The organism is Ectobacillus panaciterrae DSM 19096 (assembly GCF_000430785.1).
Lineage (GTDB): Bacteria > Bacillota > Bacilli > Bacillales > Bacillaceae_G > Ectobacillus > Ectobacillus panaciterrae.
The window spans coordinates 129,567-144,063 of record NZ_AUMR01000003.1; the positions used below are offsets into that span (position 1 = coordinate 129,567).

At 44.2% G+C, this 14,497-nt stretch carries 15 protein-coding genes; 14 read left to right on the forward strand and 1 reads right to left on the reverse strand.

What is annotated here, in order from left to right:
* Positions 1-4 precede the first annotated feature (4 nt).
* From rlmN to spoVM, 7 genes are read left to right on the forward strand one after another with little or no spacing between them, the layout of a single operon-like run.
* Positions 5-1,093 (forward strand): dual-specificity RNA methyltransferase RlmN, encoded by a 1,089-nt coding sequence (gene rlmN / locus H540_RS0100720; RefSeq protein WP_028398965.1) that lies wholly within the window; start codon positions 5-7, stop codon positions 1,091-1,093.
* Positions 1,094-1,097: 4 nt separating this feature from the next.
* Positions 1,098-1,862, forward strand: coding sequence for a Stp1/IreP family PP2C-type Ser/Thr phosphatase (locus H540_RS0100725; protein WP_028398966.1), 765 nt, complete (start codon positions 1,098-1,100; stop codon positions 1,860-1,862).
* On the forward strand, positions 1,859-3,844 hold the full coding sequence (gene pknB, locus H540_RS0100730) for a Stk1 family PASTA domain-containing Ser/Thr kinase (protein ID WP_028398967.1): 1,986 nt from the start codon (positions 1,859-1,861) through the stop codon (positions 3,842-3,844). The genes H540_RS0100725 and pknB overlap by 4 nt, the downstream gene beginning before the upstream one ends.
* Positions 3,845-3,864: 20 nt before the next feature.
* Positions 3,865-4,746 carry a ribosome small subunit-dependent GTPase A gene (rsgA, locus tag H540_RS0100735; RefSeq protein WP_028398968.1) on the forward strand — a complete coding sequence of 294 codons (882 nt, stop codon included), beginning with the start codon at positions 3,865-3,867 and terminating at the stop codon, positions 4,744-4,746.
* A 2-nt stretch (positions 4,747-4,748) separates the two neighbouring features.
* A complete protein-coding gene (rpe, locus tag H540_RS0100740) occupies positions 4,749-5,393 on the forward strand; it encodes a ribulose-phosphate 3-epimerase (protein WP_028398969.1) in 645 nt (214 codons plus the stop codon).
* A 54-nt stretch (positions 5,394-5,447) separates the two neighbouring features.
* Positions 5,448-6,086, forward strand: a complete 639-nt coding sequence (locus H540_RS0100745; RefSeq protein WP_028398970.1) for a thiamine diphosphokinase — start codon at positions 5,448-5,450, stop codon at positions 6,084-6,086.
* A 54-nt stretch (positions 6,087-6,140) separates the two neighbouring features.
* Positions 6,141-6,221, forward strand: coding sequence for a stage V sporulation protein SpoVM (gene spoVM, locus H540_RS28665; RefSeq protein ID WP_034670092.1), 81 nt, complete (start codon positions 6,141-6,143; stop codon positions 6,219-6,221).
* Between the two features lie 251 nt (positions 6,222-6,472).
* On the opposite strand, the gene rpmB is transcribed toward spoVM, so the two are convergent.
* Positions 6,473-6,661, reverse strand: coding sequence for a 50S ribosomal protein L28 (gene rpmB, locus H540_RS0100755; protein WP_028398971.1), 189 nt, complete (start codon positions 6,659-6,661; stop codon positions 6,473-6,475).
* A 319-nt stretch (positions 6,662-6,980) separates the two neighbouring features.
* On the opposite strand from rpmB, the gene H540_RS0100760 reads away from it, so the two are divergent.
* From H540_RS0100760 to plsX, 7 genes are all read left to right on the forward strand, one after another.
* Positions 6,981-7,343 carry an Asp23/Gls24 family envelope stress response protein gene (locus tag H540_RS0100760; protein ID WP_028398972.1) on the forward strand — a complete coding sequence of 121 codons (363 nt, stop codon included), beginning with the start codon at positions 6,981-6,983 and terminating at the stop codon, positions 7,341-7,343.
* A 23-nt stretch (positions 7,344-7,366) separates the two neighbouring features.
* Positions 7,367-9,046: a DAK2 domain-containing protein gene (locus tag H540_RS0100765; protein ID WP_028398973.1), complete on the forward strand. Its 1,680-nt coding sequence runs from the start codon at positions 7,367-7,369 to the stop codon at positions 9,044-9,046.
* A gap of 173 nt (positions 9,047-9,219) precedes the next feature.
* Positions 9,220-9,882 carry an L-serine ammonia-lyase, iron-sulfur-dependent subunit beta gene (gene sdaAB, locus H540_RS0100770; RefSeq protein WP_028398974.1) on the forward strand — a complete coding sequence of 221 codons (663 nt, stop codon included), beginning with the start codon at positions 9,220-9,222 and terminating at the stop codon, positions 9,880-9,882.
* A gap of 14 nt (positions 9,883-9,896) precedes the next feature.
* Complete coding sequence (sdaAA, locus tag H540_RS0100775; RefSeq protein WP_028398975.1) at positions 9,897-10,778, forward strand: L-serine ammonia-lyase, iron-sulfur-dependent, subunit alpha; 882 nt, start codon at positions 9,897-9,899, stop codon at positions 10,776-10,778.
* Positions 10,775-12,817, forward strand: a complete 2,043-nt coding sequence (gene recG, locus H540_RS0100780) for an ATP-dependent DNA helicase RecG (RefSeq protein ID WP_028398976.1) — start codon at positions 10,775-10,777, stop codon at positions 12,815-12,817. The genes sdaAA and recG overlap by 4 nt, the downstream gene beginning before the upstream one ends.
* 95 nt (positions 12,818-12,912) lie before the next feature.
* A complete protein-coding gene (fapR, locus tag H540_RS0100785) occupies positions 12,913-13,494 on the forward strand; it encodes a transcription factor FapR (RefSeq protein WP_028398977.1) in 582 nt (193 codons plus the stop codon).
* Positions 13,491-14,495, forward strand: coding sequence for a phosphate acyltransferase PlsX (gene plsX / locus H540_RS0100790; protein WP_028398978.1), 1,005 nt, complete (start codon positions 13,491-13,493; stop codon positions 14,493-14,495). Before fapR ends, plsX begins: the two co-directional genes overlap by 4 nt.
* Positions 14,496-14,497: the final 2 nt, after the last annotated feature.

A 14,497-nucleotide genomic window follows, 5' to 3' on the forward strand; every position in this document is an offset into this window, starting at 1 on the left:
CATCATGGAAACAACGATTAAACAAGAACAGTCTAAGGCTGAAACGAGAAAGCCATCCATTTATTCACTTGAACTTCATGATTTGCAAGCGTGGGTGAAGGAACAAGGAGAGCCGGCGTTTCGCGCAGGCCAAATTTATGATTGGCTCTATAAAAAACGCGTCGCTTCTTTTGAAGAAATGACGAACCTTTCTAAAGGATTGCGGGAAAAATTGTCGAATTCCTTTGACATTACCACGTTAAAAACACTTGTAAAGCAAGTTTCTTCCGATGGTACAATCAAATTTTTATTCGAATTGTATGACGGATACTCTATTGAAACAGTTTTGATGCGCCATGAATACGGAAACTCTGTCTGTGTTACAACACAAGTTGGCTGCCGGATCGGTTGTACATTCTGCGCTTCTACGCTTGGCGGATTAAAGCGTAATCTTGAAGCCGGAGAAATTGTGGCCCAAGTTGTAGAAGTACAGCGCGCTATTGATGAGGCAGAAGATCGTGTCAGCTCTGTTGTTGTAATGGGAATCGGCGAGCCGTTTGACAATTACGACAATCTTATGGCCTTTTTGCGCATTATAAACCACGATAAGGGCATTCATATCGGCGCACGCCACATTACTGTATCTACGAGCGGCATCATTCCGAAAATTTATAAGTTTGCAGATGAAAATATCCAGATTAATTTTGCAATTTCCCTGCACGCGCCAAATACGGAATTGCGTTCAAAGCTTATGCCGATTAACCGTGCGTATAAGCTGCCGGATTTAATTGAATCTGTAAAATATTACACTGAAAAAACAGGGCGCCGTGTAACGTTCGAATACGGATTGTTTGGCGGGGAGAATGACCAAGTTGAGCATGCTGAGGAATTGGCGCAGCTTCTCAAAGGGTTAAAGTGTCATGTGAATTTGATTCCGGTTAACTATGTGCCGGAACGCAATTATGTCAGAACACCGCGCGAGCAAATTTTCAGCTTCGAAAAAATTTTAAAGAACCACGGCATCAACGTAACGATTCGTCGCGAACAAGGTCATGATATCGACGCGGCCTGCGGTCAATTACGTGCAAAGGAGCGCAAAGAAGAGACGAGGTGAAACTATGAAAACTGTTTTTCTGTCTGACAGGGGAAAAGTTCGTCAGCATAACGAAGACAGCGCCGGCGTATTTCAGAATTTAGACGGAGCTATTTTGGCAATTGTGGCAGATGGAATGGGAGGTCACCGGGCCGGCGATGTTGCCAGCTCGATGACCATCCAATTGTTTCATGATTATTGGAAGCAAACCTATAACATGGATACACCGAAAAAAGCGGAGCAATGGCTTCGCGGTCACGTTGAGATCATTAATGAACGTGTATACAAGTATGCGTTGGAAAACAAAGAGTGCCAAGGAATGGGTACAACAATTGTCGTTGCAATTTGCACAAAGCAATTTGCGACGATCGGTCATATCGGAGACAGCCGCTGTTATATGATATCAGAAGGTAATATGTCTCTTGTGACAGAGGATCATTCGCTTGTCAACGAGCTTGTGCGTCACGGAGAAATCTCAAAAGAAGACGCCGAATATCACCCTCGTAAGCATGTGCTGCTTCGCGCTCTTGGAACGGAACAGCAAGTAACGCTTGATGTGAAAACTTTGGTTATAGAGCAAGGGGACCAATTGCTTTTATGCTCTGACGGATTGTCTAATAAAGTTTCTGTTGAGGAAATGGAAAGTATGTTGCAAACGGACGCAACGCTTGAAAAAAAGGGCGAACAGCTCATTGAGAGGGCAAACGACATGGGCGGAGAAGATAATATTACGCTTGTTCTAGTTGATTATATCGATTCAGCCAATGAAAGTGGGTGCGCACAGACGTGATGATTGGAAAGCGCCTGAATGACCGCTATAAGCTGTTAAAGATGATTGGCGGCGGCGGAATGGCCAATGTTTACTTAGCTCACGATGGTATTTTGGATCGGGATGTGGCCGTGAAAATACTCCGGCTGGATTATGCAAATAATGAAGAGTTTATTAAGCGTTTTCACCGTGAAGCACAATCTGTCACTACGCTGTCTCATTCGAATATAGTCAATATTTATGATGTCGGGGAAGAGGACGGAATTTACTATCTTGTCATGGAATATGTACCCGGACAAACATTAAAGCAATACATACAGCAAAAGGGGATGCTCCCTGTTTCCGAAGCGCTTGATATTATGGAACAGCTCACCTCCGCGATGGCGCACGCGCATCATTTTGAAATTGTGCACAGGGATATTAAGCCGCAAAACATCTTGGTTCGCGATGACGACCATGTGGTGAAGGTTACAGACTTCGGCATTGCTACAGCAACAACCGCTACAACCATTACGCATACAAATTCTGTGCTTGGATCTGTTCATTATTTGTCTCCTGAACAAGCGCGCGGCGGCGTAGCCAATAAGCAATCAGATATATATTCTCTCGGCATTGTGATGTTTGAGCTGCTGACGGGAAGACCTCCGTTTTCTGGAGAGTCTGCTGTTTCTATCGCTTTAAAGCATTTGCAGAATGAAACACCGTCTCCGAAGCGCTGGAATCCGGATATTCCGCAAAGTGTGGAAAACATCATTTTAAAGGCAACTGCAAAGGATCCGTTCCATCGCTATCAATCAGTCGATGAAATGAAGATGGATCTTATGACCGCGCTATATCCCGAGCGGGCAAACGAGCAGCGCTTCATTATTCCTGAGGATGAGGACGCGACAAAAGTGATACCGGTTATTCGCGAAGATGCTTTTCAGGAAAGCGGGATTGAAGAAACCATTATTAATACAGGAAAAATAGAATTAGAGACAGAACAGCCGATTAAACAGGAAAAGAAACAAGAGAAGACACAAGAGAAGAAACCGAAAAGCAAGTTTATGAGAAGCATGTTCATTGTCTTATTTCTTCTCATTCTTGGCGGAATCGCTGCTGTAACCGTTGTGCCGGGCTTTTTCATTCCAAAGGATGTAAAAATACCGGACGTATCGGGCAAAACATACGCAGATGCCGTCAGTGTTTTAATTAATAAAGGATTCGAAGTCGCCTCTTCTCCTGAAATAGTGTATACGGATAAGACGGAAGAAGGCAAAGTAATTAAAACAAACCCGGAAGCGGGAAGAGTTGTTAAAGAAAATACAAAGATTACTATTTTCCAATCCGGCGGCAAAAAGAAGACAAAAATGAAGAATTATGTAGGTGAATCGTACGACAGTGTAGAAGCGGAGCTTAAGGAGCGCTACAAAGATGTCGTTAATTACTCGAGTGAAAGTGACAAACCCAAAGGGGAAATCATCGATCAATTGCCGAAAGCTGGGGAATCCGTTGTGGAGGATGAAACCGATGTACGCGTGTGGGTAAGCTCCGGTCCGAAGCGCTTTTCTTTAAACGATATGACAGGATGGACGGAAAACGACGTAAGAAGTTATGCGGAGGAGAGAAAATTCGGAGTGGACGTGAATCAGGATTATTCTGATACGGTGGAAAAAGGTAAAGTCATATATCATGTACCTAAACCCGGAGCTCTTTTGAAAGAGGGGGATAAAGTCACGGTTGTCATATCGAAGGGATCGAAGGAGAAGCCGCCTAAAACAGTATCGGCTGACAATATCCAGGTTCCTTATGAGCCGGCGACACCAGGTCAGCCGCAAACGATAGAAATTTATAAGGAAGATATGGAGAATACTATGGCAAAGCCGGTTGAAACGAGAACAATCACGGCACCGGCCACCCTTTCCATCAAGCTTATCATCCCATACGGAAAAACGGCGCGCTATAAGATTGTGCGCGACGGCAAAACCTTCATAGAAAAAGAAGTGCCGTATCCGTACGATTGAGATTAACAAGGAGTGAGTATATGCCAGAAGGCAAAATCATTAAAGCGTTGAGCGGCTTTTATTATGTAGCGCACGAAGGAGGCGTAACGCAATGCCGTGGACGCGGTGTGTTTCGCAAAAATAAAATTACGCCTCTCGTGGGCGACTACGCTGTGTTTCAAGCGGATAATGAAAGCGAAGGCTATATTTTAGAGATAGGGGAGAGAAAGAATGAGCTTGTTCGTCCTCCTATCGCAAATGTGGATCAGGCCATTCTTGTTTTTTCGGCGGTAGAGCCGGATTTCAGCACGCTTTTGCTGGATCGCTTTTTAGTGCTGATCGAGTTTAATCATATTGAACCGATTATTTGTATCAGCAAAATTGACTTAGCAGATGAACGAACGCTGCAAGAAATTAAGCAATATGCTGCCGACTATCGAAACATGGGGTATGAGGTTTTATTTACTTCTACAGCGATTGAGGACAGCATCGACCGATTGCGTCCGCTCCTGCAGAATAAAGTATCTGTAGTAGCAGGCCAATCAGGAGTCGGCAAGTCTTCTCTTTTAAATATTCTTCGTCCGGAGCTGGAGCTGAAAACGAGCGGTATTTCCTCTCATTTGGGACGCGGCAAGCATACAACGCGGCACGTGGAACTGATTGAAGTGGGAACAGGTCTTGTTGCCGATACACCGGGTTTTAGCTCTTTAGATTTCATCGATATTGAAGTAGAAGATTTGACCGATTGCTTCCCGGAGTTTAAATCGCGTAAGCAGTCCTGTAAATTCAGGGGATGTACGCATCTCTCCGAACCGAAGTGCGCTGTTAAGGAAGCGGTTGAGGATGGAACTATTCCTCGTTACCGGTACGAGCATTATGTACAATTTGTTCAGGAAATAAGAGATAGAAAGCCGAGGTATTAAACATGGTTAAAATTGCACCATCGATTTTGTCAGCTGATTTCGCCAGACTTGGCGAAGAGATTAAAGATGTAGAAAAAGGCGGGGCAGATTACATACACGTCGATGTGATGGACGGTCATTTTGTGCCTAATATTACGATTGGCCCCCTTATTGTGGAAGCGATTCGTCCTATTACGTCTTTGCCGCTTGATGTTCATCTTATGATAGAACAGCCGGATGCATACATTCCGGAATTTGTAAAGGCAGGGGCAGATATCATTACTGTACATGCGGAAGCGTGTCCGCACCTGCATCGCACGATTCAGCTGATTAAATCATTTGGCATTAAAGCAGGAGTTGTTTTAAATCCGCATACGTCTGTATCTGTAATTGAGCATGTTCTTGGCGATATAGATATGGTGCTTTTGATGACGGTCAATCCAGGTTTTGGCGGTCAAAAGTTTATTCACTCTGTATTGCCTAAAATCAAACAAGTATCCGAAATGGTACGCGAACGAAACTTGCAGGTCGAAATTGAGGTAGATGGCGGAGTAAATGCCGAGACAGCAAGACTGTGCATAGAAGCAGGCGCAAATGTGCTGGTAGCCGGTTCAGCGGTGTACAATCAAAAAGACCGCGCGCAAGCTATCCGCGAAATTCGTGGATAACAGGGGGCAATCCGATTATCGGATTGCCTTTTTATATAGAAGGGAGATGCCGAAGTGATTATTCATATTTTAGCGGGGGGGCCGACGGATCATCATCCGGACTTAGCGCTCTATGAAAAGGAAGAGGTTGTTTGGGCGGCAGTAGATCGAGGGGTATATCATTTGCTTCAAAAAGGGATCGGCCCTTATGCTGCTTTTGGCGACTATGATTCCGTAACAGATGATGAACTTCAGTGGATGAAGCAGCAAACGAATTTGCAGATCGTTCCGAAAGAAAAAAACGAAACGGATTTAGAACTCGCCATTAACTGGGCGGTTTCGCAAAATCCGAAGTGTATTCGCATTTTTGGCGCGACTGGCGGGAGGCTGGATCATGCGCTTGCTAATGTGCAAATGCTCGTGAAGGGATTGCAAAAACCGATTGACATGCAATTGATAGATCATAAAAATGAAATTACGTTGAAACGCGCAGGAACGTATTCTATTGCAAAAAGTGATGCATTTCCTTATGTTTCGTTTCTGCCCCTGACAGAAACGGTTACAGGCATTACTCTCAACGGCTTTAAGTATCCGCTCTTAAAAAAAACAATTGAATGGGGCTCCACTCTTTGCATCAGCAATGAACTCGTCGAGGAAAAAGGTACTTTTTCATTTGCGACCGGCATATTAATGGTGATAAGAAGTACTGATTAATCAAACTCTTTTCGACTATACATTATGACAGCAACGGGGAGTGGGAGGGAAACCATGAGATTTTATACAATTAAATTGCCTAAGTTTCTTGGGGGACTTGTACGCGCTATGCTGAATACCTTTAAAAAGGGTTGAAAAAAGCACCATCTGCGGTGCTTTTTTCGTTTTGATATAGAAAAGCGGAGCCGGCTCGTTCAGCTCCCTCGTCAAAATGTTCTTCACCATTAAAGCCGCTTTTTGGCTTTATATGGGGAAGGTTATTTTGGCGTTGGGAGCTAGCCGGAGGAGCTAGACATCAAGAAAAGCGGAACCTTCGAGGTGCAGAGCTGGCACGCCTCCAAATCTTCAAATAAAAAAAGAGCCGTTGTTCGGCTCTTTTCTTATAATTAAACGCGTTCTACTTTGCCGGATTTCAATGCTCTAGCAGAAACGTAAACACGTTTCACTTTACCGTTAATGACGATGCGAACTTTTTGAAGGTTAGCACCCCACTTACGCTTGTTCGCGTTCATAGCGTGAGAACGTGAGTTACCAGTGCGAGCTTTTCTACCTGTGATTGCACATACACGAGCCATCTATATTTCCCTCCTAACTCTACGAAACATACCAATTTTTACATATCAGTCTCTAAAAAGATGCTGAAAACACTACTATAATTTAACACAAGTAGTAGGAGAATGCAACAGCCTTGAAAAAAGAAATCAAGAAAAATTACTTGACATAGCATAATGTGCTATGTTGTATAATAACAATGGATTATTTTGTTCATCATAGGGATAAAGTGTTACCGGGATTGATTTTATTTAAGGGAAATGGAATTTTCCCTGCAAACAGTATATGATAGTGATATAAGTAGTCTAGCTCACTTTGACTATAACCAAAGGGGGAACATATATGTCAATCGAAATTAAAACGCAGTACGGTCAAATTGATATTAGTACAGATGTCATCGCGACGATTGCAGGCGGCGCTGCGGTAGACTGCTACGGTATCGTAGGGATGGCTTCAAAAAATCAGTTGAAAGACGGAATAACGGAAATCCTCAGAAAAGAAAACTTCACACGCGGAGTAATTGTTCGTAATGAAAACGATGAAGTACATATTGACATGTATATTATTGTGAGCTATGGTACAAAAATCTCGGAAGTGGCGCACAACGTCCAAACAAAGGTGAAGTATACATTAGACCAAACTGTAGGACTTGCAGTGGATTCTGTAAACATTTATGTACAAGGCGTTAAAGTAACGAACTTGTGATGTGCGAGTAAGGAGGAAGGTCAGTGTCAATCAAGCAAATTGATGGAAAGCGTTTAGCGCAAATGATTATTCAAGGAGCGAATAATCTCACAAACAACGTAAAGCTAGTTGATGCTCTAAACGTTTTTCCTGTTCCAGACGGCGATACCGGTACAAACATGAATTTGTCTATGACTTCAGGAGCACGGGAGGTAAAAAATAATATTTCCGACCATGCTGGGAAAGTGGGCGCCAGTCTTGCAAAAGGACTGCTAATGGGGGCACGTGGAAATTCAGGCGTTATTTTATCCCAATTGTTCCGCGGGCTTTCAAAATCCATTGAACAAAAGGCAGTGCTGACAACAGCGGATTTTGCACAAGGATTAGAAGCGGGTGTAGAAACAGCGTATAAAGCCGTTATGAAACCGATTGAAGGAACGATTTTAACTGTTGCAAAAGATACAGCAAAAAGAGCGGCGGTCATTGCAAAAAAGCAGGATGACTTTGTACTGTTTATGGAAGAAGTCGTAAAGGAAGCAAATGCTTCGTTAAACCGTACGCCGGATTTGCTTCCTGTATTAAAGCAAGTAGGTGTCGTAGACAGCGGCGGTAAAGGACTTTGTGTCGTATATGAAGGATTTTTGGCTGATCTAAAAGGCGAAACCATTGCATCTAACGTTCCTCAACCTGCAATGGAGCAATTGGTGAAAATGGAGCACCGCAACGTGCAAAGCCAGCTTAGCACAGAAGATATCCAGTACGGCTATTGTACGGAGTTTATGGTGAAATTTGATGAAGATAAGCTGAAAAACAATCCGTTCTCAGAAGAGAAATTTCGTAATGACATTAGTGCGTATGGAGATTCCTTGCTGGTTGTTGCTGACGACGAAATCGTAAAGGTTCATATTCACGCCGAGCATCCTGGCGACGCGATGAACTACGGACAGCGCTACGGAAGTCTAATCAACATTAAAGTAGAAAACATGCGTGAACAGCACACGCATCTTTTATATGACGAAGAAGAAGTGATGCAGGCTGAGCAAGCAACGCGCGCGCCAAAAGAAAAACAGCCGTATGGAATCGTTACGGTAGCAATGGGTTCCGGCATTAAGACATTGTTTGAAAGCATCGGCGCTACAGAAGTAATTGAAGGCGGCCAAACAATGAATCCGAGCACGGAGGACATTGTAAAAGCGATTGAAGATGCGAATGCAGAGAAAGTCATTATTTTGCCGAACAACAGCAATATCGTGATGGCAGCGCAGCAAGCGGCATCTGTTGTAAATGGAGATGTAGTTGTCGTTCCATCGAAAACGGTTCCTCAAGGTATGGCAGCAATCTTAGCATTTAATCCGTCTGCTGGGCTTGAAGAAAATGCTGAAGCTATGAAGGAAGCTTTATCCCATGTGAAAACGGGACAAATCACGTACGCTGTGCGTGATACGCAAATGGATGGCATTGAAATTAAAAAGGACGACTTCATGGGTATTTCCGAAAGTAAAATCGTTGCGACAGATGCAAATAAGCTGGAAGCATCGAAAAAACTATTGCGTCAAATGATTGATGAAGATTCTGAAATTTTAACGATTTTACAAGGCGAAGATGTTGCAAATGAGGAAATAGACGAACTGCAAGCCTTTGTAGAAGAAATGTTTGAGGATGTAGAAGTAGAGGTTTACAAAGGAAATCAGCCGTTGTATTCCTTTATTTTCTCCGTTGAATAATGACAGAAGGTCTTTCCCTATAACGGGAAAGACTTTTTTTATGTTTTACAGTTAACAAAGTAAAGGTTTAGCTATATACTTATATACGAACTCAGAGTATGTTTTGTGGAGAAAGCGTTTTCAAAGGCGTATAAATTTTCTAAACATTCATTCACAGCAGGGGAGGAAAAACAATGAAATATAAATCTGTATTTGATATAATCGGTCCCGTTATGATTGGACCTTCAAGTTCCCATACAGCTGGTGCGGCCCGTATCGGCCGAGTAGCACGTACATTGTTCGAGAAGCAGCCTGAAAAAGTGAACGTATCTTTCTATGGTTCCTTTGCCCAAACATATAAAGGCCATGGAACTGATGTTGCGATTATCGGAGGAATTTTGGACTTTGACACATACGACCCGCGTATTCCAAATTCTATTAAATTAGCAGAACAAGCGGGCATAGATATTACATTTATTGAAGAAGATGCTGTTACAGACCACCCGAATACGGCGCGTATTTGGATGACAGACGGAACAAAACAATTAGAAGTAGTAGGTATTTCTATCGGAGGCGGGAAAATTGAAATTACAGAGCTAAATGGTTTTGAACTAAAGCTGAGCGGTGCACATCCTGCCATTTTAGTCGTTCATGATGACAAATACGGGGCAATCTCTTCTGTAACGAACATTTTAGCGAAATACCGCATTAATATCGGGCATATGGAAGTGGCGCGTAAAGAGGTGGGAAAAACGGCACTTATGGTAATAGAAGTAGACCAGAATATTGAAGAGGGCGTTATTCGTGAAATTCAATCATCGCCCAATATTATCCAAGTCACTCGTATGGTAGAATAAAAGGAGGCGCAGCAATGTTTCGAAATGTAGCAGAACTTGTAGAATTGGCGGAAAGTAAAAGAGTTAAAATTGCTGAGATTATGATTCAGCAAGAAATGCGAGTAACCGGCCTGTCCCGTGAAGCAGTCATCGGCAAAATGGGTCAAAATTTAACAGTCATGGAGCAAGCGGTAGAGCGCGGTCTTCAAGGCGTTCATTCTGTATCCGGATTGACAGGTGGAGATGCGGTATTGTTACAAAATTACATCCAGAGCGGCAAGGCGCTGTGCGGCGATTTGATTTTAGATGCGGTAAGCAAAGCTGTGGCAACAAATGAAGTGAACGCAGCAATGGGGACCATCTGTGCCACTCCGACAGCCGGCTCGGCCGGTGTCGTGCCGGGAACGTTATTTGCCGTAAGAAACAAACTGAATCCGACGCGCGAGCAGATGATCGAATTTTTATTTACAGCAGGGGCATTTGGATTTGTCGTAGCAAACAATGCCTCCATCTCCGGCGCTGCCGGAGGATGTCAAGCAGAAGTAGGATCTGCAAGCGGTATGGCGGCGGCGGCTATTGCAGAGATGGCTGGAGGCACGCCGAGTCAGGCGGCGGAAGCGATGGCGATTACGTTGAAAAATATGCTTGGTCTTGTATGTGACCCGGTTGCCGGACTTGTTGAAGTGCCATGCGTAAAACGAAACGCGATGGGAGCCGCAAACGCGATGGTGGCAGCCGATATGGCGCTTGCAGGAATTACAAGCCGAATTCCATGCGACGAGGTGATTGATGCAATGTATAAAATTGGACAAACTATGCCTGTAGCATTGCGAGAAACAGCACAAGGGGGATTGGCGGCTACACCGACAGGGCGTGAACTTGAAGCGAAAATATTTGGTGTGTCGCTGAATAAGTGAGCTGGCAAGAAGCTGTAACAAATGTTAAGGGGATTGGGGAAGAGACAGCGTTGCTGCTTAATGATATGGGAATTTTCACTGTGCAGGATTTGCTTGAGCATTTTCCGTACCGCTATGAAGACTATTCCATGAAAGATTTAGCTGAAGTCAAGCATGAGGAGCGCGTAACGGTAGAGGGGAAGGTTCATAGCTTTCCTGTTTTGCAATATTACGGCAAGAAGAAATCGCGCCTTACGTTTCGTGTATTAGTTGGACGGTATTTAATTAACGCTGTTTGCTTTAACCGGCCGTACTACAAAGAGAAAGTGAAAATGGATGAAACAGTGACCGTTACAGGAAAATGGGATCAGCATAGGCAAACGATTTCTGTTTCCGATGTGCACTTTGGACCGTTCGTCAGACAGCAGGAAATAGAGCCTGTTTATTCCGTTAAAGGAAAATTGACGGTCAAGCAGCTGCGCCGGTATATTTCACAGGCTTTGCAGCAATACGGGACGCAAATGGAGGACCCTTTGCCGGAAGGGTTGCTGCAGCGATATAAGTTGCAGCAGCGCTTTAAAGCCTTACGCGCGCTTCATTTGCCGCTTGGACAAGAGGATGTGAAGCAAGCAAGACGGCGTTTTGTTTATGAAGAGTTTTTCTTGTTTCAGCTGAAAATGCAGGCGCTCCGCAAAGTGCAGCGGGAGCATTCCATCGGTACAGTCAAAAGCTTTATAAAGCAGGATTTAGATACGTTTACAAGATCTCTGCCGTTTCCGCTGACAGGAGCACAGCAGCGGGTCGTTTCAGAGATTGTAAAAGATCTTACATCCCCCTATCGAATGAATCGTTTATTACAGGGAGATGTAGGGTCGGGAAAAACAGTCGTAGCAGCAATTGGCTTATATGCTGCCAAGCTTTCCGGTTATCAGGGCGCTCTTATGGTTCCGACTGAAATTTTGGCAGAGCAGCATTATCAGTCGCTTCAAGCCATATTTGAAGCATTCGATGTAAAGATAGAGCTTCTGACAAGCTCGGTAAAGGGAGTACGGCGCCGGGACATTTTAGAGCGTCTTGCAGTGGGAGATGTCGATATTCTTGTTGGAACGCACGCGCTCATTCAAGATGAAGTAAACTTCCATCGGCTCGGTCTCGTAATCACAGACGAACAGCATCGGTTTGGGGTTGCACAGCGTCGCGTTCTAAGAGAGAAGGGCGAAAATCCTGACGTACTCTTTATGACAGCTACACCGATTCCTCGTACCCTTGCTATAACGGCCTTTGGAGAAATGGATGTATCGGTAATTGATGAGATGCCTGCCGGGCGGAAGGTTATTGAAACATATTGGGCAAAGCATGATATGTTTGAACGCGTGCTTTCATTTGCGGAAAAAGAAATGAAAAAAGGGCGTCAGGCATACGTCATTTGTCCGCTTATTGAAGAGTCTGAAAAGCTCGATGTGCAAAATGCAATTGATTTGCACAGCATGCTGACATACCACTTTAAGGATAAGTTTCAAGTCGGTCTCATGCATGGGCGGCTGTCCTCGCAAGAAAAAGAAGAGGTGATGAGACAGTTTGGCGACAATGAAGTGCAAGTTCTTGTTTCTACAACTGTTGTGGAGGTTGGCGTGAACGTACCGAATGCGACTGTTATGATCATATACGATGCAGAACGCTTTGGGCTTTCGCAGCTCCATCAGCTGCGCGGCCGCGTCGGGCGGGGGAGCGAGCAATCTTACTGCATTTTAATTGCTGACCCGAAGTCAGAGGTTGGAAAAGAACGCATGCGTATTATGACGGAAACAAACGACGGATTTGTACTTTCAGAAAAAGACTTAGAGCTGCGTGGGCCGGGTGATTTTTTCGGCAGCAAACAAAGCGGTTTGCCGGAATTTAAAGTGGCTGACATGGTTCATGACTATCGAGCGTTGGAAACTGCAAGAAGCGACGCCGCGCTGCTTGTTGAATCGCGTGCTTTCTGGGAGGAACCACAATACGCGCACTTGCGCCGCTATTTAGATGATACAGGTGTGTTTCAAGGAGAGAAGCTGGATTAATAAAGCAGAGGCAGCAAATTTTTTGTTGCATTCTGCTTTTATTGCTTATATACTACTGTTAGTACCTAGTCATAAATCGGAAGGTGCACGAAAGAATGAGAAGAAATAAAAAAGAGAGGCAACGCCTACTACAAGAAACAATTCAGGGAAACCCATTTATTACAGATGAAGAGCTGGCAGAAAAATTTCAAGTCAGCATTCAAACGGTTCGCTTAGATCGATTAGAGCTATCCATTCCTGAATTAAGAGAACGCATAAAAAACGTTGCTGCAAAGCAATTTGAAGAAGATGTGAAATCATTACCCCTTGAAGAGGTTGTTGGGGAAATTATTGATATAGAGCTTGACAGTCATGCAATCTCCATCTTCTATGTGAAAGAGGAGCATGTGTTCACGCGAAACGGCATTGCCCGCGGACATCATTTGTTTGCACAAGCGAACTCGCTGGCGGTAGCGGTCATTGATGAAGAAATAGTCCTGACAGCTAAAGCGAACATTCAATATGTTCGTCCTGTTCATTTACATGAACGCGTTGTCGCTAAAGCGAAAGTAACAGACGTTGACAATAACGAAGGCAGAACGGTTGTGAAAGTAACGAGTTTTGTCGGAAGCGAAATCGTATTTACCGGAACGTTCAAAATGCATAGATCCAAAAGTGAGGAAGGTAACAGCTTATGAGAATCGCAATCGATGCCATGGGCGGCGATTACGCTCCAAAAACAGTTGTGCTTGGTGCCATGAGGGCAGCAGAGACATATACGGACTTACATATTACATTAGTGGGAAAAGAAAACGAAATCCGTAAGTACTTGACGAACGAAGAGCGTATTTCTATTGTGCATACAGATGAAATGATTGAAGGAACAGATGAGCCGGTACGTGCGGTTCGCCGCAAGAAGAATGCTTCTTTAGTGCTAATGGCGCAGCAAGTAAAAGACGGGCAAGCAGATGCTTGTATCTCCGCGGGAAATACAGGCGCATTGATGGCGGCAGGACTATTCGTAGTAGGGCGCATTGCGGGTATTGAGCGTCCGGCGCTGTCACCGACATTGCCTACAATTGACGGAAAAGGCTTTGTTATGCTCGATGTAGGGGCAAACGTAGACGCCAAGCCTATACATTTATATCAATACGCGGTTATGGGATCTATTTACGCTGAAAAGGTAAGAGGAATTTCCAGCCCTCGTGTCGGATTATTAAATGTAGGAACAGAAGATGGAAAAGGCAATGAGCTGACAAAGCAAGCTTTTGATCTGCTTAAAAATTCGAATTTGAATTTTATTGGCAACGTGGAGGCTCGCGATTTACTGCAAGGTGCTGCTGATGTGGTGGTATGCGACGGTTTTACAGGAAACGTAGCGCTTAAATCCATTGAAGGAACTGCACTCTCCTTATTTTCAATGCTCAAAGCGCAACTTACAAGCTCTTTTACAAGTAAACTGGCGGCAGCTGTCTTAAAGCCGAAGCTGAGGGGGCTGAAGCAGCAAATGGACTATTCTGAATACGGCGGCGCCGCTCTTTTCGGATTGAAAGCTCCTGTCATTAAGGCGCACGGATCTTCTGATGAAAATTCTATTTTCAACGCGATCCGTCAGACGAGAGAAATGGTAGATAAGCAAGTTACGCCTACGATTACTTCTATGACTGAGGAAGCGTCACTGAATAAAGAGGAGGTATAAGG

What these genes read in the sequence shown, in the direction of transcription:
- rlmN (WP_028398965.1), top strand. Translation starts at nt 5, where the DNA reads ATGGAAACAACGATTAAACAAGAACAGTCTAAGGCTGAAACGAGAAAG.
- H540_RS0100725 (WP_028398966.1), top strand. Translation starts at nt 1,098, where the DNA reads ATGAAAACTGTTTTTCTGTCTGACAGGGGAAAAGTTCGTCAGCATAAC.
- rsgA (WP_028398968.1), top strand. Translation starts at nt 3,865, where the DNA reads ATGCCAGAAGGCAAAATCATTAAAGCGTTGAGCGGCTTTTATTATGTA.
- rpe (WP_028398969.1), top strand. Translation starts at nt 4,749, where the DNA reads ATGGTTAAAATTGCACCATCGATTTTGTCAGCTGATTTCGCCAGACTT.
- spoVM (WP_034670092.1), top strand. Translation starts at nt 6,141, where the DNA reads ATGAGATTTTATACAATTAAATTGCCTAAGTTTCTTGGGGGACTTGTA.
- rpmB (WP_028398971.1), bottom strand. Translation starts at nt 6,661, where the DNA reads ATGGCTCGTGTATGTGCAATCACAGGTAGAAAAGCTCGCACTGGTAAC.
- H540_RS0100760 (WP_028398972.1), top strand. Translation starts at nt 6,981, where the DNA reads ATGTCAATCGAAATTAAAACGCAGTACGGTCAAATTGATATTAGTACA.
- sdaAB (WP_028398974.1), top strand. Translation starts at nt 9,220, where the DNA reads ATGAAATATAAATCTGTATTTGATATAATCGGTCCCGTTATGATTGGA.
- sdaAA (WP_028398975.1), top strand. Translation starts at nt 9,897, where the DNA reads ATGTTTCGAAATGTAGCAGAACTTGTAGAATTGGCGGAAAGTAAAAGA.
- fapR (WP_028398977.1), top strand. Translation starts at nt 12,913, where the DNA reads ATGAGAAGAAATAAAAAAGAGAGGCAACGCCTACTACAAGAAACAATT.
- plsX (WP_028398978.1), top strand. Translation starts at nt 13,491, where the DNA reads ATGAGAATCGCAATCGATGCCATGGGCGGCGATTACGCTCCAAAAACA.